The sequence below is a fragment of the Vibrio sp. Vf1514 genome (assembly GCF_052076135.1).
GTDB classification, from domain to species: domain Bacteria; phylum Pseudomonadota; class Gammaproteobacteria; order Enterobacterales; family Vibrionaceae; genus Vibrio; species Vibrio furnissii.
The window spans coordinates 2592224-2617343 of the sequence record NZ_CP197267.1; the positions used below are offsets into that span (position 1 = coordinate 2592224).

Sequence of the window (25120 nt, forward strand, 5' to 3'; positions counted from 1 at the left end):
CCTTGCTGAAAATTATGCGTCTTCGCCAAACCAACAAATGTTGCGAGCCGCCATAATTAATTCGCCTGCACGCTCTTCGGTTAGGCCTTCGATTCCTTCTAGATCGTCAATCCCCTGATCTGCGAGATCTTCCAGTGTTGCAACACCTTTCGCAGCCAGTTTGAACGCCATTTCGCGTTCTAGGCCTTCTAGTGCCAGCAGATCTTCTGCAGGCTCAAGACCTTCATACGATTCTTCTTGTGCCAACGCGATGGTGGTCAGCGCGTCTTTCGCACGGGTACGTAGTTCTTCAACCAGATCTTCATCCAGTCCGTCTACTTCCAGCAGTTCATGGACTGGGACGTAGGCGATTTCTTCTAGAGTCGAGAAGCCTTCTTCAACCAATAGCTCCGCGAAATCCTGTTCGATATCCAGGTACTTCATGAAGTTCTCGATAGAAGCCATTGACTCTTCTTGGTGTTTCTTCTGCAGATCCGCCACAGTCATGACGTTCAGTTCCCAACCTGTTAGTTGAGATGCCAGACGAACGTTTTGACCGTTACGGCCAATCGCCTGTGCTAGGTTGTCTGCTTCAACCGCGATGTCCATCGCGTGTGCATCTTCATCAACGATGATCGACGCAACATCGGCTGGCGCCATCGCATTAATCACGAATTGTGCTGGGTTATCATCCCAAAGCACGATATCAATACGCTCGCCACACAGTTCGCCTGAAACCGCCTGAACACGTGCACCACGCATACCCACGCATGCGCCCACAGGGTCAATGCGTTTGTCGTTGGTTTTCACCGCGATTTTCGCACGAGAACCTGGGTCACGCGCAGCACCTTTTAGTTCGATCAGCTCTTCGCCAATTTCAGGTACTTCAACGCGGAACAATTCGGCCAACATTTCTGGCTTAGAACGGGTGATGAACAGTTGGAAGCCGCGCGCTTCTGGCGCTACTTTGTACAGCAGGCCACGAACACGGTCGCCTGGGCGGAAGTTTTCGCGTGGCAATTGGTCTTCACGTAGAATCACAGCTTCAGCGTTGCTGCCCAGATCCAGAATCACCGTATCGCGGTTCACTTTCTTCACCACGCCGGTGATCAAGTCGCCTTCGTTATCGATGAACTGTTCAACGATTTGAGCACGTTCTGCTTCACGCACTTTCTGTACGATCACTTGTTTCGCCGTTTGAGTCGTAATACGGTCAAACGTCACGGATTCGATTTCATCTTCAATGAAGTCACCCAGTTTCACCGATTCATCATCGTAAACAGCAGCTTCCAAAGAGATCTCTTTGGTTGGGTTTTCAACTTCGTCAACCACTAACCAACGACGGAACGTGTTGAATTCACCGGTTTTACGGTCAATCGCAACACGCACATCGATTTCAATTTCATATTTCTTCTTTGTAGACGTCGCCAGCGCAATTTCAAGCGCTTCAAAAATACGCTCACGAGGTACCGCTTTCTCGTTAGAAACCGCCTCAACAACCGCTAAAATTTCTTTACTCATTGTTATAGCCTCTAAGACTTAAAATTTAGGGATCAGGTTAGCTTTAGAAATGTTGCTGAGAGCGAAGTGTTCTTCTTGCCCGTCAACCATGACATTGATGGTTTCACCGTCGGCGCCCAGGATTTCACCTTTCCACTTACGACGGTTGCCCACTGCCATTTTCAACACGATGCTGACCTCGTGACCTTTAAATTGCTCGTAGTGTGCAGCTTTGAAAAGTGGTCTTTCCAAACCTGGTGAAGAAACTTCAAGGTTGTAAGCCACTGTAATTGGATCTTCAACATCCAACACTGCACTCACTTGATGACTAACTTCTGCACAGTCATCGACGGTAATACCGTTTTCGTGATCGATATAGATACGTAGCGTTGAGTGCTGTCCTGCACGGACAAATTCTAATCCAACTAACTCATAACCTGATGCAACAACTGGCGCGTCAAGCATTTCAGTAAGTTGTCTTTCTAAACCAGTCATTTAAACCACTCCAGAAACAAAAAAAGGGCATAGAGCCCAATTTAAATTCCAAGCAAGCACCTGAATTTCAAACGAAAAATTCAGATAACAAAAAACCCCGAAAGTCGGGGTTTTTGTTGCTGGACCCTGATAAATTGAGAATTTCTTCTCAACTGCAGTGAGGTTCGCACTGCCAAACTTGAATCCGTAACCTTCAGAGGTTAATTGGTTGCGGGGGCCGGATTTGAACCGACGACCTTCGGGTTATGAGCCCGACGAGCTACCAAGCTGCTCCACCCCGCGTCCGACTTGTGAGCAATTATACGCTCTACAAGGTGATTTACAAGTTTGTAAATATGGTGCCGAGAGAGGGACTCGAACCCTCACACCTAGGGCGCTAGCACCTCATGCTAGTGTGTCTACCAATTTCACCATCTCGGCATAACCTGACTTATCGCTTTCGATAAGTTATTGAGGAATCTCGTCGCCTGATTTGGCGGGAGCATCACTCACTGTCTCAGCAGCTTTTTGTTGAATCACTTGACCTTGCGATGGGTCAACCCATTGTGATTCAGTTTTATGCGTAGACATATTGCCTAGCACCAAGCTGATGATAAAAAATACGGTTGCAAAAATTGCAGTCATTCGGGTTAGGAAGTTACCTGAGCCGCTCGCGCCAAACACTGTGTTTGAAGCACCAGCACCGAAAGAGGCTCCCATATCTGCGCCTTTACCTTGTTGAATCAACACCAGGCCAATGATACCAACCGCTGCCAACAGGTAAATCACAAGTAGAACTGTAAACATTACTTCCACCTATGTTCCAAATTGTTGAGCCAGCGCCGTTCAATCATGTGACTTGAACAAGGCTAGCGACCTCCTCTTCGAAGGCGGACGCAATACTAACGAATGCGCGTTTGACTGACAAGCGGAATTTTCGAAAAAAATCGACTTTACGAATCAAACGGTCAAAAAAGATTCAAAGATGATTCAAAGAACGTGTAATCAAAAACTTGCCCGATTTGTCAGCCACATTTTAATGACCTGACGAATCGGGCAAATGCAGGCTGCGTTTAGCAGTTTACTTTCACTGCTTCCGCAATTTTCAGCGCTGATGCTTTCACCAACGCCGCATCTTCACCTTCAACCATGACACGAATCAACGGCTCAGTGCCTGATTTACGCAGCAGAACGCGGCCTTTGTCACCCAGTTCAGCTTCCACTGCTTGAACTGAAGCCAACACAGCTTCGGCTTCAAGTGGGTTGCTGTCGCCGCTAAAGCGGACGTTTTCGAGCACTTGCGGATAAAGCGTCATTCCCTGCGCCAGTTCATTCAGCGTCATGCCACTACCGACCACAGAAGCCAGTACTTGCAGTGCAGCAACGATGGCATCACCGGTGGTGACTTTATCCAATAGAATCACGTGGCCAGAGTTCTCCGCACCGATTAACCAACCTTTCTCTTGCAGTTTTTCCATCACATAGCGATCGCCAACCGCGGCGCGAATGAACGGAATCCCCAATTGCTTCAGGCCATTTTCCATGCCAAGGTTGGTCATTAAGGTCCCGACAACGCCACCTTTCAGCTCGCCACGACGCAGCGCATCGCGTGCGATGATGTAAGCGATTTGGTCACCATCGACTTTGTTGCCGAATTCGTCAACCATAATCAATCGATCGCCATCGCCATCAAACGCTAAACCCAAATGCGCTTTTTCTTCCACCACACGTTGTTGTAGCGCGCGCACATCGGTCGCGCCCACATGATCGTTGATGTTCACGCCGTTTGGCTCAACCCCCATCGCGATCACTTCAGCGCCTAGTTCTTTAAATACATTTGGCGCAATGTGATATGTGGCGCCATGCGCACAATCGACAACAATTTTCAGCCCAGACAGACTCAATTGATGCGGGAAGGTGCTTTTACAAAACTCGATGTAACGCCCTGCCGCATCCATAAGGCGGGATGCTTTCCCCAGTTCTGCAGATTCAACGCATTCAAGCGTTTTATCCAGCTCCGCTTCAATTGCTAGTTCGATATCATCGGGCAGTTTGGTGCCTTCGGATGAGAAGAACTTAATGCCGTTGTCGTAATACGGGTTGTGCGACGCAGAAATAACAATCCCCGCTTCAGCGCGAAACGTTTGAGTCAGGTAAGCAACCGCTGGCGTTGGCATCGGACCGGTAAAAATTGCTTTCAAGCCCGCAGCAGCCAGACCGGCCTCAAGCGCCGACTCCAGCATGTACCCCGAAATACGAGTGTCTTTACCAATGATGACTTTTCTTGTGCCCTGTTTTGCCAGCACGCGTCCAGCAGCCCAGCCAAGCTTCAATACGAAATCCGGTGTGATTGGGTATTGGCCAACTTTGCCACGGACACCGTCAGTACCAAAATAACGTCTTTGATCAGACATGATGATTCCTTAGTTTTTATAATGCGCGGTTTTTGTTCATCGTTTGGATAATCGTCATCGCTTCCAGTGTTTCTTCGACGTCATGCACACGGATAATCTGCGCGCCTTTCATTGCAGCAATCGATGCACACGTCACGCTGGCCACCATGCAATCTGCAGGTTGTTTGTCCAGCAATTTAAAGATCATGGACTTTCGAGACATGCCAGCAAGCACAGGCAAGCCGAAACGATGGAATTGTTCCAAATTCGCTAACAGATGATAATTGTGTTCGATGGATTTACCAAAGCCAAATCCCGGGTCAAGGATGATATTCTCACGCGCGATACCCGCCGCTTCACACACCGCCATGCGTTCCGCCAAAAATGCTTCCACGTCAGCCAACACATCGTCGTATTGCGGTGCATTCTGCATGGTTTTGGGTTGGCCTTGCATGTGCATGATGCACACCGGCACATTTGCTTCAGCGGCGACTTCCAGAGCACCCGGCTCGGTCAATGAACGAATATCATTGATCAAATCGGCCCCCGCAGCCACCGACTGACGCATCACCTCCGCTTTGCTGGTGTCCACTGAAATCCACACTGCTGGATTGCGCTCACGGATGGCCTTCACGACCGGAATGACGCGCTGCAGTTCTTCTTCAAGCGTGACGTCAGGCGCACCTGGCCTTGTCGATTCTCCCCCGATGTCAATGATACTAACGCCAGCAGCAATCATCTTTTCAGCCCGTTCTAACGCTTTATCGAGTGTGGTATAGCGACCACCATCAGAAAAAGAATCCGGCGTGGTATTGAGAATCCCCATCACATGGGGGCGATCAAGTTCGAGGGTTTTGGTTGCGGTTTGTATTTTCATAAGTCCCTGAAAATAGGTTGGCCTGAAACAGAAAACCCCGAACAAGTCGGGGTTTTGATTAAAAAGAAGGATTATTCGGTGTCTTTCTTGTCAGCAGACTGCGCTGCATCTTGTTCAGCCGTAGGTTCATCTGCTGGTGCAGCCTCCACTGGCGCTTCAGCTTTTGCTTCTGGCTCAGCTTTGTCTTGAGGTGCCGCATTCGCGCGGTCTCCCCAACCTGCGGGTTCACGAATGTCTGCTTTGCGAGCCATCAGATCATCGATCTGACCCGCATCAATCGTTTCATACTTCATCAATGCATCCTTCATGGCGTGCATGATATCCATATTGTCGATCAAAATTTTGCGCGTACGTTCGTAGTTGCGATCAATAATCTTACGGATTTCGTCGTCAATCAGTTTCGCAGTGTCGTCTGACATGTGTTTGGTCTGCGTCACGCTACGACCCAAGAAGACTTCGCCTTCCTCTTCCGCATACAGCATTGGACCTAGTTTTTCTGAGAAGCCCCATTGGGTAACCATCTTGCGTGCAATATCTGTTGCACGTTCGATGTCGTTCGAGGCACCTGTCGACACTCGCTCAACGCCGTAAATCAACTCTTCCGCCAAACGACCGCCGTACAGACTGGAAATCATCGATTCCAGATGTTGTTTCGACATGCTGACGCGATCTTGCTCTGGCAGGTACATGGTGACCCCCAACGCACGACCACGTGGAATGATCGAGACTTTGTAGACGGGATCGTGCTCAGGCACCAAGCGACCGACAATGGCGTGACCCGCTTCATGGTAAGCAGTTGATTCTTTCGTCTCTTCCGACATCACCATAGAACGGCGCTCTGCACCCATCATGATTTTGTCTTTCGCCAGTTCAAATTCAACCATCGAGACATTGCGCTTGTTACCACGTGCAGCAAACAGAGCCGCTTCGTTGACCAAGTTCGCCAAATCTGCACCAGAGAACCCCGGTGTACCACGCGCAATCAGTGATGGTTCAACATCACCAGCCAGCGGCACTTTACGCATATGCACTTTCAGAATTTGTTCACGGCCACGCACGTCTGGCAATCCAACCACAACCTGACGGTCGAAACGGCCTGGACGCAATAGCGCAGGGTCAAGTACGTCTGGACGGTTGGTTGCAGCGATAACGATGATGCCTTCGTTCCCTTCAAAGCCGTCCATTTCAACCAGCATTTGGTTAAGCGTTTGTTCACGTTCATCGTGACCACCGCCAACACCAGCCCCCCGCTGACGACCCACCGCATCAATTTCATCGATAAAGATGATACAAGGTGCGGCTTTCTTCGCTTGTTCAAACATGTCGCGCACACGAGAGGCGCCGACACCCACGAACATTTCAACGAAGTCTGAACCGGAAATCGTAAAGAATGGGACTTTCGCTTCACCCGCAATCGCTTTTGCAAGCAGCGTTTTACCCGTACCTGGAGGACCGACCATCAAGACACCCGTTGGAATCTTACCGCCCAGTTTCTGGAAGCGGCTTGGATCGCGCAAGTAATCCACCAGTTCTTTCACGTCTTCTTTCGCTTCGTCACAACCAGCGACGTCGCCAAACGTGGTTTTAATCTGTTCTTCGCCCATCATGCGAGCTTTACTCTTACCAAAGGACATTGCGCCTTTGCCGCCACCGCCTTGCATCTGGCGCATGAAGAAGATCCAGACACCGATTAGCAGAATCATCGGGAACCAAGAGATAAAGATCGTGCCGAGTAAGCTTTGTTCTTCTGGTGGTGTCCCTTGAACTTTGACGTTCTGATTAATCAGGTCGTCCAGCAGCTTCTGGTCATACACTGGCATGTAAGTGACGTAGCGAGTGCTTCCACCACGACGGGTGAAAGAAATTTCACTGTTATTGAATTGAGCTTCCTGAATCTGGCCTTGGCCAACTTCCTGTACAAATGTGGTGTAATCAATGGTTCTGCCGTTGCTGTCACCAGGGCCAAAGCTCTGGAATACCGACATCAATACGACAGCGATCACAAGCCACAGTATTAAATTTTTTGCCATGTCACTCAAGGTGTAAGCCTCGCGATAACTAGTTGTAATTAAAGGTAGGGTACTACAGTTTGTGGGCTGTAGCCATAGTGTTAACTTTTCCCTCAAGGGGTAAAATAGTTAACCTTTGTAACCGGTGGCGACGATGTAGACTTCGCGGGAACGCGCCCTTGAAGAATCAGGTTTACGAATTTTAACCGCTTTAAACATGTCTCGGACATCCTTGACATATTGGTCAAACCCTTCGCCCTGGAACACTTTGACCACAAAACTACCATTAGGTGCAAGAACTTGTCGACACATATCTAAAGCTAATTCCACCAGATACATAGCCCGTGGTTGGTCCACTGACAAATTACCCGCCATATTGGGGGCCATGTCAGACATCACGACGTCAACCATATTCGGTTGGATTCGTTCCAGCAGTGCATCCAATACGGCTTCTTCACGAAAGTCGCCCTGCAAGAATGAAACGCCCGCAATGGAGTCCATCGGCAAAATGTCACAAGCAATCACTTGCCCACTTTCACCCACAATCCCCGCAGCGTACTGCGACCATCCACCCGGTGCCGCCCCTAAGTCGACCACCGTCATGCCTGGTTGCAATAATTTATCTTTATTTTGAATCTCTTCTATCTTGAAGATAGCACGAGAACGATAACCTTTCTTTTTGGCCTCGTTTACGTACTTGTCATCAAAATGTTCTTTCAACCAGCGGCCGGAGCTCGCCGAATGTTTCTGTTTACTCATTCGATTCCTAACTTAGCAGCCTCTATCCGAGAAAGTATGGTAGAAAATATAGTCTTCCAAGGTAGATGGCGTTAAAATGTGTTTTTTCAACCCTAATAGTAAAGAAAATTGGGCGCGTAATGAACCTAAGCAACAAACAAAAGCAGCATCTAAAAGCCCTAGCACACAATTTAAAGCCTGTTGTGCTGATGGGTGGCAATGGACTTACTGAAGCTGTTTTAGCAGAAATCGAAATTGCGCTTGACCACCACGAGCTGATTAAAGTGAAAGTGGTATCAGAAGATCGCGAGACGAAACATCTGATTGTCGATGCGATTGTTCGTGAGACTGGCGCAGAGAAAGTTCAGGTCATCGGTAAAGTCTTGGTGCTTTTCCGTCCTTCTGAACAGCGTAAAATCGAACTACCACGCAAGTAATTTCGGTTACTTAAGATTACAAAAAGGTCGCATGATGCGACCTTTTTGATTTTTAGTGCTGACGGGACTGATTTACACGTAATCGACGTGGTCAATCTCAAACACCTTTTCACCACCCGGCGTGCTGATGGTGACTTCATCACCTTCCATCTTACCAATCAGGCCACGGGCAATCGGTGAGCTGACTGAAATGCGGCCCGCTTTGATATCGGCTTCATCGTCACCCACGATTTGGTAGGTTTTTTCTTCATCCGTGTCAACGTCAATCAACGTCACAGTTGAGCCAAAGATGATCTTGCCAGAATTATCCATCTTGGTGACGTCAATTACCTGAGCGACCGACAATTTGAATTCGATATCACGAATTTGCGCTTCACAAATCCCCTGCTCTTCACGAGCCGCGTGATACTCCGCGTTCTCTTTGAGATCGCCCAATTCGCGAGCTTCCGCAATCGCTTCTGAAATCTTCGGACGAAGCTTAAGTAGTCTATCCAGTTCATCACGCAGCAACTTTTCGCCGCGAACAGTCATTGGAACTTTTTCCATTTTATACCTCAATGCCAAAGTTATCTTTGGACAATACAAACCTACCCAATCCTATAAAAGGCTTAGGTCATGCGTAATCATTTCGTTTCGAATAGTGTAAACAAACATGCCGATGAAATCATCCAAATTCAAGTTTTGCGACTAGAAATTGAGATTCACCGCCAACTCCTTTATTCACCGTGATCTTCTGCACAATTCAACTGTTTAGATTTTCGACTAAAACACGTAAAAAAAAATAAAGTTTTCAAGTTTTTTTACCATTTTTACATCCAGCAAAATTACACATTAATACCTTAAAAACAATAGGTTGATATTTTTTTACACTCAATAAAACAGTGTTCATAAGCCGGATTTATATCATTTTACTAACTAATAGAGGAACTTTGCGGGTACAAATTGACCCACGAATCGTTTCAATGAGCGATACGAATACTAATATTAGATGCGTATTCAACAAGACTCATTTGAATATTCGCCGCACGTTAACTAACAACGTGGCTGGATTACTATTTATGGACAGTAAATTAGGACTTAATAAGATGAACAAGACTCTGATTGCTCTTGCAGTCTCAGCTGCAGCAGTGGCAACTGGCGTAAACGCTGGTGAACTATACAACCAAGATGGCACTTCTCTAGCGCTAGGCGGCCGTGCTGAAGCTCGTCTTTCTCTGAAAGATGGCAAAGCTGATGACGCATCTCGCGTACGTATCAATGTTCTGGGTAAAACTGAAATCAATGACGGCGTATACGGTCTAGGTTTCTACGAAGCAGAAATGAAAACCAACACTGAAGGCTCTGTTGATGACGGTAGTGATAGCTTCACCACTCGTCTGGCTTATGCTGGTATCGGCGGTAACTTCGGTGAAGTAGCTTACGGTAAAACTGAAGGTGGTCTGGGTGTGATCACTGACTTTACCGATATCATGGCTTACCACGGTAACTCAGCTGCAGACAAACTGGCAGTAGCTGACCGTACTGACAACATGATCGCGTACAAAGGTCAATTCGATGACCTGAGCGTTAAAGCGTCTTACCGTTTTGCTGACCGTACCGACGATGGTTCAACTTTTGATGACAACCAACAAAGCGGTTACTCTCTATCTGCTATCTACGCATTCGGCGACACTGGTTTTAAAGCTGGTGCAGGTTACGCAGAACAAGATAAAGCTAACGAGTACATGCTAGCGGCATCTTACACAGTTTCTGATTTCTACTTTGCAGGTCTGTTCACTGACGGTGAAAAACAAGATTCAGCACGTAACAAATACGATTACACTGGTTACGAGCTAGCAGCAGCTTACACCATGAATCAAACCGTGTTCACCACTACATACAACAACGCTGAAACTGAAAGTGAAACGTCTGCAAACAACCTAGCAGTTGATGCAACTTACTACTTCAAGCCTAACTTCCGTGCATACGTATCGTACAACTTCAACCTGATTGATAAAGGCGATACTATCGGTTCAGCTGCTGGTAAAGTTGCTGCAACTAAAGTTGACGCAGAAGACGAAGTAGCACTGGGCCTACGTTACGACTTCTAATTTGACGGTTCCGTCAATCTCAAAACGCCTGCTGACTAGCAGGCGTTTTTGTATCTCGCTATACTTCCCCTCATCATTCTCCCAGCGATCAGGCGTTATGTATATTTTTTCCTTGCGACGACTCCGCACGCTCAGCAGCTTCTGGTGTCTTGCCTTGTATTCCATCGTCGCTCATGCTCAAATATCGACCGACCCACTGCCCGCAGGTAGCCGTGCCGGGCTGTTGATTCAGCCACTGCAACCCCATGCCGCCGCGGCCGTACAACAAACCGGAGACTATTTTCCGCCCGCGAGCACCCTCAAAGTCATTACCGCGTTAGCGAGCCAGTTGGAACTCGGCCCTGAGTTTCGCTTTGAAACCACCCTGAACGTCAACGCCGATGATGTTGCGCTGAACTTTGATGGAGACCCCACACTCACCACACAAGACCTTAAGACGCTTCTGCTGGCGCTGAAACAGCAGCATGGCACGGTCATCAAAGGCAATCTTTGGCTCGACAATCGCCGCTTCACGGGTTATGAACGCGCCGTGGGCTGGCCTTGGGATGTGATGGGCGTGTGCTACAGTGCCCCCGTGAGTGCGATCAACATTGATGGCAACTGTATACAGGCCTCGATATACACACAAGATGATGGCGCGACGCGCGTTTTCGTCCCTGAACACTACCCGGTTCACGTGACAACCGATGCACAAACGGTCAGTGACACTGAGCAGCAAAGTCAGCTCTGCGATTTAGAACTCACCGCATCACAAGAAAACCATTATCGACTCGCTGGCTGCCTGACGCATCGCAGCAAACCGTTGCCACTCAAGTTTGCGGTTCAAAACACCGAGCTGTACGCTCAACGTGTGGTGTACAAACTGCTCAATCAACTGGGTATCACGCTCAAAGGCGACATCCGCATTGGAGCAATGCCGAATCATCACGGGCACACGCCCCATACCGTGGCTGTGCACCGTTCGGCCAACTTGACGCAATTGCTTGAAACCATGCTGAAAGAGTCCGACAACCTCATCGCAGATTCTCTGACCAAAACGCTGGGCCATCAGTTTTTTCTCCAACCCGGCAGTTTTAGCAATGGCACAGAGGCGATCAAGCAGATCATTTTCGCGCGCACGGGGATTTCACTACAAGATGCACAACTGGCTGACGGTTCTGGCTTGTCACGCAACAACCGACTGCGCCTCGATAGCATGCGTCAGGTGTTAATGTACCTGTGGCAGCATGACACTGAATTAGGTCTGATGGGATTGCTCCCCGTAGCCGGAGAAAGCGGCACGTTGAAGTACCGTCGTAGCATGCGCAGCGATGAGGTAAAAGGAAAAATCCAAGGTAAGAGCGGTTCGCTGTATGGCACATACAACATGGTCGGTTTCGCCCTTGATGAGCAAGGCAAGCCGGAGACGTTGTTTATTCAGTACGTCACCGACTACTTTCCGCCCAAACCCGTACAGGATGTTCCGGTGGAATCACCCATCACTCAGTTTGAATTGGGCTTTTACCAGCATGTGCTTAGCCTAAGCCAAGCACATAGTTCACCACATTAAAGTAAATCCACATGCCGGAGATATCAACGATTGACGCCAATACCGGACTCACAAGGACAGCTGGGTCCAGTTTACACGCACGCGCAATGATTGGCAGAATACCGCCCAGCGTGGTGGAAATCGTCACCTGAATAAACAGCGCAATCGCAATGGCCAATGCAATGCTATTGAGGCTGAATCCACCAGCCGCATTCGGATCGCTAAACAGCAGAATGCGGCCAATCATGACCAGTGCGATGGCAAATGCGATACACAGCGCAACACGGCTCTCTTTCCACAACACACTCATCCACTGGCGTTTTTTCAATTCACCCGTCGCCAATGCACTGATCACCAAAGTCGCAGCCTGGCTTCCGGTGTTTCCCCCTGCTGCCGCAATCACTGGCATATAAATCGCCAGCAATACTAGCTGACTCAAGGTATCTTCGTAGTGTGAAATGATCAGCCCGGAAACGATCCCCAGCAACGCCAGAGAAATAATCCAGCCGATACGATGTTTCACGTGATCCATCACACTGGTGGTGAGATAGCTGTGTGACGTTTCGACTTCTGAGTGAATAAATCCCAGGCGGTGCGCGTAGTGACGTGCCCGTTTATCGTGATCGTCTTTATCCAACAAGTTCAACAAATGCTGCACATAGCCGACAGAACAGTGATGCAAAATAGCCACCGCCTCATCAATCGGCATAACCGTTAATAAATGCACTTGCGTTGCTTCGTCGTACTGCAAAAAAGCATTACGCGCAGCGCCGATTTCCTCTTGAGAAAAATGGGCGTTGTTTTCAATGTAATAATTGTTCATTACCGTCATGGCGAATCTCCCGATTGGCATTGGGTAACGACCATCAATAAGCAGGCACAACAAATTCGCACACATCACTGTGATGTGACATGCCAAAACTTATCAACTAGATAAAATGGAGAAAAAAGATGGGAATTGAAGAACAGGATTCCTGCCGCGTGGGCAGGGCTAACAAGCCGATACCAACAGCGGTTATTTTTCTCCCTTCATACTAGGGGGATGGTCGGTATTGTTCATGTTAGTCTCCGAAAATGGCGTTACTTCTAGAGTAACGCGCTGATTGTAACAAACGCGACGCGAAAAAGCAGTCAAAAGCGCGTAAATTTTCTCAACGCCTCGACATCCCCTCAACCAACGCCAATACTTGATAGATGACCATCAGCGGCAGGGTTTTCCATCTCGATGAATAGAATAAAGCGGAAAGGCTATCAATGCGTGGGCATCACTTGCGTGCTATTAGGTCTGATCGGCGCGACCGTCCCTTTGCTGCCAACCGTACCGTTTCTGCTGCTTGCCCTGTATTGCTTCGGCGTTTCCTCCCCAGCCTTTCAACAATGGCTCTTGCAGCATCGAACGCTGGGGCCACTGGCGAGACGGTTACATCACAAGCAAGGCTTTACCCGCGCTGAGAAATGGCAATCGCTTGCCGTGATCTGGCTATCGATGGGCAGCGTGTGGTATTTCATGGCACAAAACACCCATTGGCAATACGCGATTGCTGCATTATTGGTGTTTGAAACGGGGTTCATTCTGCGATTGAAAACCTATGTCGCCCCAGCGGACGCCACAAAAAAAGCGCCCTGAGGCGCTTTCTTGTCACAATGATGAGGCAATTACTTCACTGTTACGCGAGCAAACTTGCGTTTACCCACTTGGTAAACCGCAGTGCCAGCGGCAGGAACCAGTTTGGCGTCATCGAGTTTTTCACCATCTTGCTTCACAGCACCCTGTTTGATCATGCGCATCGCATCGGATGTTGACCCCACAAGACCCGCTTCTTTCAGCAAGTTAGCAATCGCGATACCCGCTTCGAATTCAAATTCCGGCATCTCTTCTGGCATAGCGCCTTTTTGGAAACGGTTAATGAATTCTTGTTCTGCAGCATCGGCATCCGCTTCCGTATGGAAACGGGCAATGATTTCTTTTGCCAGCAGGATTTTGATATCACGTGGGTTGGTGCCGTTTGCCACATCGTCTTTGAACTGTTGTAGTTCTTCCAACGGACGGAATGACAGTAGTTCGTAGTAACTCCACATCAGATCATCGGAAATCGACATGATCTTACCAAACATCTCGCTCGGCGCTTCACTCACACCAATGTAGTTGTGAGCAGACTTCGACATTTTCTTCTCGCCGTCCAAGCCCACCAGCAATGGCATCATCAGCACCACTTGTGGCTTCTGACCGTTGGATTTTTGCAATTCACGGCCCATCAACAGGTTGAATTTCTGGTCGGTACCACCCAGCTCCACGTCGGTTTCCATCGCCACGGAGTCGTAGCCTTGTAGCAGCGGATACATGAATTCATGGATCGCAATCGGCTGGCCATTGGCGTAACGTTTTTTGAAATCATCACGCTCAAGCATGCGTGCTACCGTTTGGTTTGCCGCCAGGCGAATCATGCCTTCTGCGCCCAACTGAGACAGCCATTCCGAGTTAAACTGAATCTTGGTTTTCGCAGGATCCAGAATTTTGAACACTTGCTGCTTGTAGGTTTCTGCGTTACGCAGCACATCTTCGCGCGTGAGCGGCGGACGAGTGGTGTTTTTACCGGTTGGGTCACCCACCATTCCGGTGAAGTCACCGATCAGGAACGTCACATCATGGCCCAAATCCTGGAAAGTACGCAGCTTGTTCAGGATGACAGTGTGGCCAAGGTGAATATCCGGAGCCGTTGGATCCGCACCCAATTTGATACGCAGAGGACGGCCTTCTTTGAGCTTGGCAATCAGTTCTTCTTCCGGAATCAGCTCCTCGACACCACGCTTAATCTCAGCTAAAGCAGCTTCAATACTCGCCATTCTTGTTCACTCCCACAGATTTGGCAAAAATTTAATAGTTCGACATCTTACTTGAATAGCGATGAATTTTGAAACCAGTTAGACTAACGAACTAGCGTTTTTGTTAATTAATCATTGAACGAACCCGAGTATGCATTCTATTTTTGCTCGTCTTCCGTGGATTCATCGGGCCTTAATCGCCCTATTCAGCGCGTTGATTGTCGTCGCCCTGTTTTTTCTGCCGAATCCGGAGGATCTGAGAAACGATTCCAACCGACTGGAAGTTGGCCGCCATTATCCGCTTGCTATCAATAGTGAAGCGCTCTCTCCCGGTTCCACCATTTTACCTTCTGCCATTTTGCGTTGGGAAAAACACACGGTTCACGCGGGTGAAAGTGCGGCGGTGTTATTTCAACGTATCGGCCTCTCCGCTCGCCAGTTGTATGCACTGACGTCCAGCAATAGCGAGATCAACCATCAGTTGTCGCGTTTAAGGCCGGGGGATGAACTGCAATTTGGCTTTGATGAAAACAATGACCTGATTCAACTCAAACGAAAACTCAGCGCCTACGAAACATTTTCCATCACAAAAGCTGAATCTGGCTACACCTCAGCTTTTGATAAGAAAGAGATTTTCTATCAATACAACTACGCCGAAGCCGACATCAGTTCAAACTTCTGGAATGCCGCGATGGGCGCGGGGCTGACCGCAAACCAAATCATGGAATTGGCGGGAATTTTCGGTTGGGATATCGACTTTGCACTCGACATTCGCGCGGGAGACAACTTCAAACTGTTGTATCAAGAAAAAGTGGTAGAAGGAGAAGTGATTGGCCGCGGTAACATCATCGCTGCAATGTTCACCAACCAAGGCACCACGTTTACTGCAATTTTGGATGACAATACGGGCAATTATTATGATGAAAACGGTCGGGCGATGAAAAAAGCCTTCCTGCGTTCCCCCCTCGATTTTCGCCGTGTGTCGTCCAACTTCAACCCAAACCGTCTGCACCCCGTGACCGGCCAAGTTAAAGCGCACCGAGGCACGGATTATGTAGCACCAGTCGGCACGCCGATTTGGGCCGCGGGCGATGGCATTGTCGAAAAATCGAGTTACAACCAATTCAACGGGAACTACGTATTCATTCGTCACAGCAACACTTACATCACCAAGTACCTACACTTGACACGCCGCACGGTGAAAACCGGTCAACGCGTCAAACAGGGGCAAGTGATCGGCACACTGGGGGGCACCGGACGCGTCACCGGCCCACACTTGCACTATGAATTCTTGGTCAACGGCGTACACAAAAACCCGCGCACGGTTGCACTGCCACAATCCAAATCGTTGAACGGCAAGGCCAAAGACACCTTCATTGCCAACGCGCACATTCGGTTGCAAAAGCTTTCACGCTACAGTGAATTGCTGTACGCCAAAAACTAACACCAGAGAAACCGGAGCTTGCTTCGGTTTTTTTTCGGTTTATTTTTTCTCGCGTCCCAGCATCAACAGACACGGCGTCAACACCAAGGTTAACAGCGTGGCAAACGCCAATCCTCCCGCCACCGCCGTCGCCAGCTGTGACCACCATTGCGTGCTCGGTGCGCCAAATTCAATCTTCTGATGGATGAGGTCAATGTTCATTTCCAACACCATCGGTAACAGGCCTAAAATGGTGGTGATCGTCGTCAACATCACCGGACGCAGACGCTGCACACCTGTGCGCAAAATCGCCTCTTGTGGATTCAATCCTCGTTTGCGCAGCTGATTATAGGTGTCGATCAGTACAATGTTGTTGTTGACCACAATCCCAGCCAGCGCAATCACACCAATCCCCGACATGATTACGCCAAACGGTTTGTGGAAAATCAATAAACCAGCAAAGACGCCCACCGTCGAAAACAACACGGCACTGAGGATCAAAAAGGCCTGATAAAAGCTATTGAACTGTGTGATCAAGATCAGCGCCATCACCACCAAGGCCACCACAAACGCCGACTGCAAAAACGCCGCCGAGTGCTCCTGCTCTTCATTTTGCCCGCGCAAACGAAACTCAACGCTGTCCGGTAAGGCGAGTTCAGCCAAAGCATGTTCGATGTTGGGCAACATCAATGCGAGGTTATACCCTTCCTTTAGATCGGCCATCACATGAATGACGCGACGACCATCGACGCGCTTGATGGTGTCTTGCTTATGATCCGGCTTGATGGCCGCAAAGTTGGTGATCGGAACCAGTCCCGCGGGCGTTTTCACTCGCAGCTGATCAAACCGACCAATGTCCCGCTGCGCTGTGGGATAACGTACCAGAATATCGACTTCTTCATTGGCATCATCGGGCAAATAGTCACCAATTTTCAATCCATTGGTGACAAACTGCACCGTATTGCCGACCAACGTCGCATCCGCGCCAAAACGCGACGCATCGTCGCGGCGAATGTCGATTCGCCAATCAATGCCCGGTTTATTGCCACTATCACTGATGTTGGTGAACGCCGGATTGGCATCAGCCCAAGCCCGAACCTGTGTGGCTGCCGCATTCAGCTCATCGGCGTTACGAGCCGACAGTTCGATCACCAAATCGTGTTCACTTGGAGGACCGGCATCGGGAAACTTATATTCAATCTCAACGCCAGCGAATTGATCCGTGACCTGTTTGAGTTCCTCAATGATGGTCTTTACTTTGCGCCGATGCTGCCAGTCAACCGGTGTGATTTGAATCTGACCAATCCCGTCCTCCACCCCCGTGCGCGTGTAGACACTTTCAAACTCATCGTGGCCAAGCATCACCTGCTCAATGTCTCGCATGATGGTGTCTTTTTCCTGAATCGACAAATCGCCATAAGAGCGCACTTTGACGGTAAAGAATGGCGGGTCGACTTCGGGGAAAAACTCCGCGCCCAATCCCGCTTTCGCATAGGTCACACCGACCGCTGCCGCCATCACCATGGCAGCCAGCAGTATTTTGAGTGGGTGACGAATGGCCAATGACAATGTTAGGTAATAAAGTTTGGTCAGGCCTGTGGCTTGATCGAACTCGCCATTTTGCAACGCAATCATGCGTGCCTGCTCTTGTGGTGAGACGTGCTGCGGCCTTCCCATCAGGCTGCCCAGCACCGGCACAAACAGCAAGGCCATCACCAGTGAGGCGGCCAACGTGGCAATCAGCGTCAGCGGCAGAAACTTCATGAATTCGCCCGTGATGTCCGGCCAAAACAGCAGCGGCGCAAACGCGGCCAACGTGGTAGCGGTCGAGGCGGTAATCGGCCATGCCATGCGCTTGGCGGCATCGCGGTACGCTTCACCGCGGGGCATGCCCTCTTGCATGCGCCGGTCGGCAAACTCCGTCACCACAATCGCACCGTCCACCAGCATGCCAACCGCCATAATGAGTGAAAACAGCACCACAATATTGACGGTCAAACCAAACACCGACAGCACCAACAATCCGGTTAAAAACGAACCGGGAATCGACACCCCCACCAAAAACGCGGTGCGTACGCCTAAAATGGCAATGATGACGATGACCACCAACAGGATTGCTGACAGGATGTTATTTTGCAGATCGTTTAGCATCAACTGCACATCTTTCGACTCATCCCAAGTGTATTTCACCAGCAAGTTGTTCGGCCAATCTTCACGCTTTTGCGCTTCATGCATCACGGTTTTCACCAGCGCCACGGTGTCGATGATGTTCTCACCCGCTCTTTTTTTTACATCCAGAACCACCGCCGATTTGCCATCAAGACGGGCAAAGCTTTCCGGATCGCGAAACGCACGGCGCACGGTGGCGATATCGCCAAACGTGATCACCCGCTTGCCCTCCACCTTGACGGGCAGCTCCAACACATCTTTTAACGAGTTAAACACCGAGGGGACTTTGACCGAAAAGCGCCCATAGCCGGTATCGACAAAGCCCGCGGCCACTACGCGATTATTGAGTGCGATGAGATTGTAGATGTCCCCCTGATCCAAGCCGTAGCTCTCCATCAGCAACGGATCGACCACGATCTCCACAATGTCTTCGCGATCGCCAGCAATATCCACTTCCAACACTTGGCGATAGCTTTCCAGCTTATCGCGCAGCGCTCGAGCGATCTGCACGATCCCACGCTCAGGCACCGTGCCGTATAACACCACCGACAGCACAGGCTGCTCGGACGCCAACGTCACTTCATTGACAATCGGTTCATCGCTGTCTGCCGGCAACTTCGGTTTGGCGAGGTCAACGGCTTCACGCACGTCCGCCATCGCTTTCGTGAGATCAACGCCAACATTGAACTCCAACACAATTGAGGCATACCCTTCCGCGGCATTGGCCGTCATCTCTTTCACGCCCTCGATGGCGCGTAATTCTTGCTCCAGTGGACGGGCGATCAGTCGCTCCGCATCATCGGGGGAGATGCCTTGGTGAGTGACCGAAACATAAATGATGGGAATGGTGATGTCCGGGCTGGACTCTTTGGGAATGGTCAGGTAGGTCAGCACACCCGCTGCCAGAATAAACACCAGCAACGTCAACATGGTTCGCGCGCGAGACAGCGCGGCATCAATCAATGTAAACATCGCGCGCTCCTACGGGGTCACCAGTTGCTGAACCGCAATGACACGATCGCCGTCGCGCACAAAGCCTTGCCCACGCGTAATAATCTTGACCTGATCGCCAAGCCCCGTCAGCCACACGCCATCTTGTTCTGCTTTCACCAACTGAATGGGCACGAAGTGGACCGTGTCTGCAACCAAGGTTTTCACCCCAAGATTACCTTCTGCATCCAGCGCGAGCATCGCCGGTGTGACTTTGACCGCCGGTTGCGTGGCAAGCGCTAATTCTACTTCCGCACTCACCCCCGCAGGCATCGCATCACGCGGATTGGGAACGGTGATTTCCAGCGCAAAGGTATGGGTGGCTGGATCGGACACTCGAGCCAAATAGCGAATGGTGCCATCGAGCAGCATGCCATCCATCAATCGCACTCGCGCGCTTTGCCCCACCGCTAAATGTTGAATGTGACGTTCACTGACATCGGCTTCGATGACCAACGGATTGAGTTCAATCAGCGTCGCGATCGGATCGCCAATACCAACATAATCACCGTGTTCAACAGGTAACAACTCAACCACTGCATCAAATGGCGCGCGCCCTTGGGTATGGCGCAAGGCGAGTTCAACGCGACTGAGTTCAGCGTTGGCATCCGCTCGCGCCGCCAGCGCATTGGTGTAGGCGACCTCGCCTTGTAGGCCTCGATTTTTGAGCGACTTCGCCGCCTGATACTCTTGCTCACGTACACGAAGTTGCGCGCGAGCGCGTGCCAGTTGCGCCGCCAAATCACCCGTTTCAATACGCGCAATGACTTGGCCTTGTGTCACGGCTTGACCTTTCTCGACCAGTAACGCTTGAATTCGGCCACCAAACTCCGCCGCCAGACGCACCTGACGATTCGGCGCGGTTCGGCCGTAGAGTTCGATTTTTTTGTCGGTGGGCTGCGCGACGAAGGTTTGATACAACACACGCGCAAGGGGAATGGTGTCGGCGTTGGGCTCTCGGCGCTCTTCGGCGTTTAACGCCCCAAGACTAAGCCAAGCAGCGAGAAGACCAATAAGATAGGCAGAAAAAAGCCAAGGACGTTGGGTCAGAAAGTGACCCACGGACAAGCGGCCCGACGTAGGGTGAGACATAAATAATCCTTTATACTTATATCCCTACGCAACCGCCTTATACGTAGGACAGTCAGCCGCTGAAGGCGACTGACTTTGGCATCTATGGTCTGATGTCAGACACTAAACGATGCACCGCAGCCGCAAGTTGTGGTTGCGTTCGGGTTGTTGACAAAGAAACGAGACCCTTCCAGTCCTTCCGTGTAATCAACCACCCCACCGATGAGATATTGCAGGCTCATCGGGTCAACCACTAAGGTTACGCCGCTGTTTTCGATCGTGGTGTCACCATCATTGACGTTTTCGTCAAACGTAAAACCGTATTGGAAACCGCTGCAACCGCCGCCGGTGATATACACGCGCAGTTTCAGTGCTGGATTTTCTTCTTCAGCGATCAACGCTCTCACGCGTGTTGCCGCTGCATCGGAAAAAGATAATGGTACATTTATATCGCTCACGACGACCTCTCTCACTCGTGTCTGTGCCCAGCCGCTCAAGTCATCTCAGGCTCTGCGTCGGGTCTGTCTAATTGTGATTTGTGACGATTATCTAATACCTGACTTGTCCGTTCAAGTATTAGCCTGAATTTCGCTATCTCTCAGCCCGAACCATCATCGCTGCGAATCATTCAATGGTCTTTTTTTACCTCGAATCAAATGAATGACTCTGTGAATGGGCTCAGAAAATCGGGGAAAAGATTTCGTCTCGCGCCGCATCAGCGTACAATGCTGGCCACATTGGTCCGAGCAATCATAAAGAGGAACTATCCATGACCAAATCAGAAGATCTTTATCAAAAGGCACAAACAAGAATCCCGGGAGGCGTAAACTCTCCTGTACGCGCATTTAATGGCGTTGGCGGTTCTCCAATCTTTGTTGACCGTGCAGACGGCGCGCTGATTTTTGATGCTGATGGTAAAGCGTACATTGATTATGTCGGTTCATGGGGTCCGATGATCCTCGGTCACAACCACGCGGTGATTCGTGAAGCGGTGATTGATGCTGCCAATCGTGGGTTGAGCTTTGGTGCCCCCACTGAAATGGAAATCGCGATGGCTGAACTGGTGTCAGAACTGGTGCCATCCATGGAACAGCTGCGTATGGTGAACTCGGGTACAGAAGCGACCATGAGTGCTATTCGCCTAGCGCGCGGTTTTACTGGCCGCGACAAAATCATCAAATTTGAAGGCTGTTACCACGGTCACGCAGACAGCCTGCTTGTGAAAGCTGGCTCAGGTGCCCTCACGCTGGGCCAACCGAGCTCTCCCGGCGTTCCAGCGGATTTCGCAAAATACACGCTTACCGCCCGTTTTAATGATCTCGACTCAGTTCGCGCGCTGTTTGCCGCCAATCCAGGTGAGATTGCGTGCATCATCGTTGAACCCGTGGCAGGCAACATGAACTGTATTCCACCCGTTGAAGGCTTCCATGAAGGCTTGCGTGAAATCTGTGACCAAGAAGGCGCGCTGCTGATTTTCGATGAAGTGATGACCGGGTTCCGCGTCGCGTTGGGCGGTGCTCAAGCGCATTACAACATCAAACCTGACTTAACCACACTGGGCAAAGTGATCGGCGGCGGCATGCCAGTCGGCGCATTTGGTGGTCGTCGTGACGTGATGCAATACATCGCGCCAACCGGTCCGGTTTATCAAGCAGGGACACTGTCTGGCAACCCGATTGCAATGGCAGCAGGTTATGCATGTCTGTCTCTGCTGAAAGAAGAAGGCAACGAAAAACGCCTTGCGGCGAAAACCAAACAACTGGCTGATGGCTTTAAAGAGATGGCCGACCGCCACGGGATTCCGCTGTTGGTTCACCAAGTTGGCGGGATGTTCGGTTTCTTCTTCACGGACCAAACCAGCGTCACGTGCTTCGAAGACGTGACCCAATGTGACGTTGAACGCTTTAAACGCTTCTTCCACCTGATGCTGAAACACGGTGTTTACTTGGCACCATCAGCCTTTGAAGCGAGCTTTACGTCTCTGGCACACGGTTCTAAAGAGATTGAAGCCACGTTGGAAGCTGCCGAACGCAGTTTTGCGATCATGGCTGCAGAAGCATAAGCAAGCTGCGAGACACGAAAAAGGCTGCCGACGCAGCCTTTTTTGTGCTTGAACGCTTTTCAGCGTCAAAGCCTCGTGTGAGCACATGACTGACGTTATGCTTGCCAGTTCACCGCCACCAAGATCACCAAAATGGCGATCACAACGCCCAGCCAAGGGATACGACGGCGCTTGGATGACGTCTGCTCGCAGCCTTTATCGTTATCACAACATCCCATTTTCTGCTCCTCATTGCTAACCGCCTGAAATGCGGCCATTATAAACCCAATTGATGATCACATGGGACCACTACCGTGCCTGACAAACTGAAAATCTCCTCCAGTCACTGGGTTTTGATCGTTGCCTTATTGGCTGCGGCGTTTACCTGCTATTTACTGGTCAAGCCTTACGTGAACTCGATTGTGATGGCATTTATCATCTCACTTCTGATGTTCCCAATCCATGAGAAACTCGAAGCCAAACTGCCATCACACAAGAATCTGGCCTCGCTACTATCGTGTATTATTCTGACCTTCATCATCGTGATTCCACTGCTGTTTGTGTTTGGGGCAATCGTCCAACAGGGCTCTAAATTCTCGCAAAATGTCTATCAATGGGTCACGCACGGCGGCATTCAAACGGTTTTCAACCATCCTTGGGTGGTGAAAGGTCTCTCGCTTGCGAACCATTACCTGCCATTTGATGAAATCCAACCGCAGCAGATTGCGCAAAAAGTCGGCCAATTGGCCACCTCGTTTGGGAGCAATCTGGTTGGCATCAGCGCCAAAATACTCGGCGACGCCACCAACTTCATCATGAACTTTTTGTTGATGCTGTTTGTGCTGTTTTTCCTGCTGCGCGATCACGACAAAATCATCACCGCCATTCGTCATATTCTGCCGCTGTCTCGCAGCCAAGAAGACAAACTGCTGTCGGAAATCGAACAAGTCTCGAAATCGGCAGTGATGGGATCGTTTCTGACCGCCATCGCACAAGGTGCGGCCGGCGGTTTCGGCATGTGGATGGCCGGATTCCCGGGCCTCTTCTGGGGCACCATGATGGGCTTTGCGTCTTTCATTCCGTTGGTCGGGACGGCGCTGATCTGGATTCCTGCGACGATTTATCTGTTTCTCATTGGCGACACCACGTGGGCCATCTTCCTTGGCGTGTGGAGTGTGGCAGTGGTCGGTTCCATCGACAACCTGCTGCGTCCGTTCCTGATGCAGGGCAGCGCAGGCATGAACACGCTGATGATCTTCTTTTCACTACTGGGCGGGATTCAGTTGTTCGGTTTGATTGGCTTGATCTACGGCCCACTGATCTTTGCCATCACCATGGTGCTGTTCAATATCTATGAAGAAGAATTTAAAGGGTTCTTAAACCGTCAAGACAACAGCTAAACCGCCATTCTAAGCCTTACCCGAAGGATAAAAGCACTTCAAGCACTGGGCTGATTATGCGAAAATTAGCCCCCCTATTTTGTGTCGAGTCTGTTATGTCGAATTACATCGCGCCGAGCCAAATTGCACAGCGTCAGTTGGCCTACTTCGAAGGTAAACACGTCTTGGTTGCGGGTGAAGCCGAAGATTTGTTCCCACTGGAACTGGCCAAACACTGCGCCTCCGTGTCGGTCTTTACCACCAACTATGGTTATTACCGCCAATTACACGGCAAATCCGCGCTTCACTGTTACTTTGGTGCCGAATTGGTGGATGACGTCCATGCCGACATGGTGCTGCTGTACTGGCCCAAAGCCAAGCTGGAAGCGGAATACCTGCTCGCCATGCTGATGGCCAAGTTGGGGGAAAACACCGAAATCGTCGTGGTGGGTGAAAATCGCTCTGGCGTCAAAAGCATTGAAAAGATGTTTGCTGCGTATGGTCCGATCAACAAATATGACTCAGCGCGCCGCTGCTCCTTTTATTGGGGTCAATGTACGCAGGCAGTGAAACCATTTATTCTCGACGAATGGTTCAAATCTTACACGGTGCAGTATCACCACCATACCCTCACCGTGCGCAGCCTGCCGGGCGTCTTTAGCCATGGTGAGTTTGACATGGGCAGCCGTCTGCTACTCGATACGCTCCCGCCCCTGCAAGGCAAAGTGCTCGATTTTGGCTGTGGTGCCGGCGTTCTCGGCGGTGTGATGGCCATGCTCTATCCCAGCATTGCATTGGAAATGTGCGACATCAGCGCGTTGGCGATTCGTTCGAGCCAAGAAACCCTCGCGGCCAACGGCCTCTCAGGCCGAGTATTTGCGTCGGATGTATACTCCGACACGGCGTCTGACTATCAGTTCATTGTCACCAATCCACCGTTCCATGCCGGATTGGATACCAGCTACAACGCCACAGAGACATTACTGGCAAAAGCACCTGCGCATCTTCAACGTCAAGGCCAACTGGTTGTGGTTGCCAACAGTTTCCTCAAATATCCGCCGATCATCGAACAGGCATTTGGTAATTGTGAGACGTTAAATAAGACCAATAAATTCACCATCTATCACGCTCACAAATAAGTGAATAGAGAGAAATTGCCGTTTTTAACGGTGATTTCTCTCCCATTTTGCCGAAAAGTG

22 protein-coding genes and 2 tRNA genes are annotated in these 25120 nt (G+C 50.1%); 8 read left to right on the top strand and 16 right to left on the bottom strand.

The genetic code is table 11. The features are described 5' to 3' along the window. Window positions 1-12: 12 nt before the first annotated feature. The 9 genes from nusA to rlmE form a co-directional block, all read right to left on the bottom strand. On the bottom strand, window positions 13-1500 hold the full coding sequence (gene nusA / locus ACS18Q_RS12030; protein WP_004728956.1) for a transcription termination factor NusA: 1488 nt from the start codon (window positions 1498-1500) through the stop codon (window positions 13-15). Window positions 1501-1518: 18 nt separating this feature from the next. Continuing rightward, entirely contained in the window at window positions 1519-1974 is a 456-nt protein-coding gene (gene rimP / locus ACS18Q_RS12035) for a ribosome maturation factor RimP (RefSeq protein WP_004728957.1), read from the bottom strand. A gap of 205 nt (window positions 1975-2179) precedes the next feature. Continuing rightward, window positions 2180-2256 (bottom strand) — tRNA-Met (locus ACS18Q_RS12040). Window positions 2257-2310: 54 nt separating this feature from the next. After that, window positions 2311-2394: transfer RNA gene (locus tag ACS18Q_RS12045), tRNA-Leu, on the bottom strand. 27 nt (window positions 2395-2421) lie between these two features. Further along, on the bottom strand, window positions 2422-2760 hold the full coding sequence (secG, locus tag ACS18Q_RS12050) for a preprotein translocase subunit SecG (RefSeq protein ID WP_004728959.1): 339 nt from the start codon (window positions 2758-2760) through the stop codon (window positions 2422-2424). A 266-nt stretch (window positions 2761-3026) separates the two neighbouring features. Next, window positions 3027-4367, bottom strand: coding sequence for a phosphoglucosamine mutase (glmM, locus tag ACS18Q_RS12055; protein ID WP_004728960.1), 1341 nt, complete (start codon window positions 4365-4367; stop codon window positions 3027-3029). A 16-nt stretch (window positions 4368-4383) separates the two neighbouring features. Then, window positions 4384-5223 (bottom strand): dihydropteroate synthase, encoded by an 840-nt coding sequence (folP, locus tag ACS18Q_RS12060; protein WP_004728962.1) that lies wholly within the window; start codon window positions 5221-5223, stop codon window positions 4384-4386. 71 nt (window positions 5224-5294) lie between these two features. After that, complete coding sequence (gene ftsH / locus ACS18Q_RS12065; RefSeq protein WP_082469516.1) at window positions 5295-7262, bottom strand: ATP-dependent zinc metalloprotease FtsH; 1968 nt, start codon at window positions 7260-7262, stop codon at window positions 5295-5297. A gap of 99 nt (window positions 7263-7361) precedes the next feature. Then, window positions 7362-7991, bottom strand: a complete 630-nt coding sequence (rlmE, locus tag ACS18Q_RS12070) for a 23S rRNA (uridine(2552)-2'-O)-methyltransferase RlmE (RefSeq protein ID WP_014204493.1) — start codon at window positions 7989-7991, stop codon at window positions 7362-7364. Between the two features lie 119 nt (window positions 7992-8110). On the opposite strand from rlmE, the gene yhbY reads away from it, so the two are divergent. Further along, window positions 8111-8407, top strand: a complete 297-nt coding sequence (yhbY, locus tag ACS18Q_RS12075; RefSeq protein ID WP_004728967.1) for a ribosome assembly RNA-binding protein YhbY — start codon at window positions 8111-8113, stop codon at window positions 8405-8407. A 72-nt stretch (window positions 8408-8479) separates the two neighbouring features. Here yhbY and greA read toward each other — a convergent pair whose 3' ends face one another. Continuing rightward, entirely contained in the window at window positions 8480-8953 is a 474-nt protein-coding gene (gene greA / locus ACS18Q_RS12080; protein WP_004728969.1) for a transcription elongation factor GreA, read from the bottom strand. Window positions 8954-9492: 539 nt separating this feature from the next. Between greA and ACS18Q_RS12085 the strand changes: the two genes are divergently transcribed. Continuing rightward, entirely contained in the window at window positions 9493-10497 is a 1005-nt protein-coding gene (locus ACS18Q_RS12085; protein ID WP_238796031.1) for a porin, read from the top strand. 97 nt (window positions 10498-10594) lie between these two features. Next, the gene (dacB, locus tag ACS18Q_RS12090; protein WP_441257116.1) at window positions 10595-12046 is read left to right on the top strand and encodes a serine-type D-Ala-D-Ala carboxypeptidase; all 1452 of its coding nucleotides are present in this window, start codon (window positions 10595-10597) and stop codon (window positions 12044-12046) included. Here dacB and ACS18Q_RS12095 read toward each other — a convergent pair. Then, window positions 12012-12857 carry a magnesium transporter gene (locus tag ACS18Q_RS12095; RefSeq protein ID WP_004728974.1) on the bottom strand — a complete coding sequence of 282 codons (846 nt, stop codon included), beginning with the start codon at window positions 12855-12857 and terminating at the stop codon, window positions 12012-12014. The two genes, dacB and ACS18Q_RS12095, sit on opposite strands and share 35 nt — an antisense overlap. A 393-nt stretch (window positions 12858-13250) precedes the next feature. On the opposite strand from ACS18Q_RS12095, the gene ACS18Q_RS12100 reads away from it, so the two are divergent. Then, a complete protein-coding gene (locus ACS18Q_RS12100) occupies window positions 13251-13652 on the top strand; it encodes a YbaN family protein (protein ID WP_041942484.1) in 402 nt (133 codons plus the stop codon). 29 nt (window positions 13653-13681) lie between these two features. On the opposite strand, the gene tyrS is transcribed toward ACS18Q_RS12100, so the two are convergent. Then, complete coding sequence (tyrS, locus tag ACS18Q_RS12105; RefSeq protein WP_004728978.1) at window positions 13682-14869, bottom strand: tyrosine--tRNA ligase; 1188 nt, start codon at window positions 14867-14869, stop codon at window positions 13682-13684. A 130-nt stretch (window positions 14870-14999) separates the two neighbouring features. Between tyrS and ACS18Q_RS12110 the strand changes: the two genes are divergently transcribed. Continuing rightward, window positions 15000-16292 carry a peptidoglycan DD-metalloendopeptidase family protein gene (locus tag ACS18Q_RS12110; protein ID WP_014204489.1) on the top strand — a complete coding sequence of 431 codons (1293 nt, stop codon included), beginning with the start codon at window positions 15000-15002 and terminating at the stop codon, window positions 16290-16292. Between the two features lie 39 nt (window positions 16293-16331). On the opposite strand, the gene ACS18Q_RS12115 is transcribed toward ACS18Q_RS12110, so the two are convergent. The 3 genes from ACS18Q_RS12115 to erpA all read right to left on the bottom strand — a co-directional run bounded on the left by ACS18Q_RS12115 (window position 16332) and on the right by erpA (window position 20959). After that, a complete protein-coding gene (locus ACS18Q_RS12115) occupies window positions 16332-19412 on the bottom strand; it encodes an efflux RND transporter permease subunit (RefSeq protein WP_441257117.1) in 3081 nt (1026 codons plus the stop codon). Window positions 19413-19421: 9 nt separating this feature from the next. Beyond that, entirely contained in the window at window positions 19422-20522 is a 1101-nt protein-coding gene (locus ACS18Q_RS12120) for an efflux RND transporter periplasmic adaptor subunit (protein ID WP_441257118.1), read from the bottom strand. A gap of 95 nt (window positions 20523-20617) precedes the next feature. Beyond that, window positions 20618-20959, bottom strand: a complete 342-nt coding sequence (gene erpA / locus ACS18Q_RS12125) for an iron-sulfur cluster insertion protein ErpA (RefSeq protein ID WP_014204486.1) — start codon at window positions 20957-20959, stop codon at window positions 20618-20620. A gap of 311 nt (window positions 20960-21270) precedes the next feature. On the opposite strand from erpA, the gene hemL reads away from it, so the two are divergent. After that, entirely contained in the window at window positions 21271-22563 is a 1293-nt protein-coding gene (gene hemL, locus ACS18Q_RS12130) for a glutamate-1-semialdehyde 2,1-aminomutase (protein WP_004728988.1), read from the top strand. Window positions 22564-22658: 95 nt separating this feature from the next. Here hemL and ACS18Q_RS12135 read toward each other — a convergent pair whose 3' ends face one another. Beyond that, a complete protein-coding gene (locus ACS18Q_RS12135; protein WP_004728990.1) occupies window positions 22659-22781 on the bottom strand; it encodes a hypothetical protein in 123 nt (40 codons plus the stop codon). Between the two features lie 75 nt (window positions 22782-22856). On the opposite strand from ACS18Q_RS12135, the gene ACS18Q_RS12140 reads away from it, so the two are divergent. Then, a complete protein-coding gene (locus ACS18Q_RS12140) occupies window positions 22857-23942 on the top strand; it encodes an AI-2E family transporter (protein ID WP_172561636.1) in 1086 nt (361 codons plus the stop codon). A 95-nt stretch (window positions 23943-24037) separates the two neighbouring features. After that, window positions 24038-25060: a 16S rRNA (guanine(1207)-N(2))-methyltransferase RsmC gene (gene rsmC, locus ACS18Q_RS12145; RefSeq protein WP_441257119.1), complete on the top strand. Its 1023-nt coding sequence runs from the start codon at window positions 24038-24040 to the stop codon at window positions 25058-25060. The last annotated feature ends 60 nt before the right edge of the window (window positions 25061-25120 follow it).

What these genes read in the sequence shown, in the direction of transcription:
- nusA (WP_004728956.1), bottom strand. Translation starts at nt 1,500, where the DNA reads ATGAGTAAAGAAATTTTAGCGGTTGTTGAGGCGGTTTCTAACGAGAAA.
- rimP (WP_004728957.1), bottom strand. Translation starts at nt 1,974, where the DNA reads ATGACTGGTTTAGAAAGACAACTTACTGAAATGCTTGACGCGCCAGTT.
- secG (WP_004728959.1), bottom strand. Translation starts at nt 2,760, where the DNA reads ATGTTTACAGTTCTACTTGTGATTTACCTGTTGGCAGCGGTTGGTATC.
- glmM (WP_004728960.1), bottom strand. Translation starts at nt 4,367, where the DNA reads ATGTCTGATCAAAGACGTTATTTTGGTACTGACGGTGTCCGTGGCAAA.
- folP (WP_004728962.1), bottom strand. Translation starts at nt 5,223, where the DNA reads ATGAAAATACAAACCGCAACCAAAACCCTCGAACTTGATCGCCCCCAT.
- rlmE (WP_014204493.1), bottom strand. Translation starts at nt 7,991, where the DNA reads ATGAGTAAACAGAAACATTCGGCGAGCTCCGGCCGCTGGTTGAAAGAA.
- yhbY (WP_004728967.1), top strand. Translation starts at nt 8,111, where the DNA reads ATGAACCTAAGCAACAAACAAAAGCAGCATCTAAAAGCCCTAGCACAC.
- greA (WP_004728969.1), bottom strand. Translation starts at nt 8,953, where the DNA reads ATGGAAAAAGTTCCAATGACTGTTCGCGGCGAAAAGTTGCTGCGTGAT.
- ACS18Q_RS12085 (WP_238796031.1), top strand. Translation starts at nt 9,493, where the DNA reads ATGAACAAGACTCTGATTGCTCTTGCAGTCTCAGCTGCAGCAGTGGCA.
- dacB (WP_441257116.1), top strand. Translation starts at nt 10,595, where the DNA reads ATGTATATTTTTTCCTTGCGACGACTCCGCACGCTCAGCAGCTTCTGG.
- ACS18Q_RS12095 (WP_004728974.1), bottom strand. Translation starts at nt 12,857, where the DNA reads ATGACGGTAATGAACAATTATTACATTGAAAACAACGCCCATTTTTCT.
- ACS18Q_RS12100 (WP_041942484.1), top strand. Translation starts at nt 13,251, where the DNA reads ATGAATAGAATAAAGCGGAAAGGCTATCAATGCGTGGGCATCACTTGC.
- tyrS (WP_004728978.1), bottom strand. Translation starts at nt 14,869, where the DNA reads ATGGCGAGTATTGAAGCTGCTTTAGCTGAGATTAAGCGTGGTGTCGAG.
- ACS18Q_RS12110 (WP_014204489.1), top strand. Translation starts at nt 15,000, where the DNA reads ATGCATTCTATTTTTGCTCGTCTTCCGTGGATTCATCGGGCCTTAATC.
- ACS18Q_RS12115 (WP_441257117.1), bottom strand. Translation starts at nt 19,412, where the DNA reads ATGTTTACATTGATTGATGCCGCGCTGTCTCGCGCGCGAACCATGTTG.
- ACS18Q_RS12120 (WP_441257118.1), bottom strand. Translation starts at nt 20,522, where the DNA reads ATGTCTCACCCTACGTCGGGCCGCTTGTCCGTGGGTCACTTTCTGACC.
- hemL (WP_004728988.1), top strand. Translation starts at nt 21,271, where the DNA reads ATGACCAAATCAGAAGATCTTTATCAAAAGGCACAAACAAGAATCCCG.
- ACS18Q_RS12135 (WP_004728990.1), bottom strand. Translation starts at nt 22,781, where the DNA reads ATGGGATGTTGTGATAACGATAAAGGCTGCGAGCAGACGTCATCCAAG.
- rsmC (WP_441257119.1), top strand. Translation starts at nt 24,038, where the DNA reads ATGTCGAATTACATCGCGCCGAGCCAAATTGCACAGCGTCAGTTGGCC.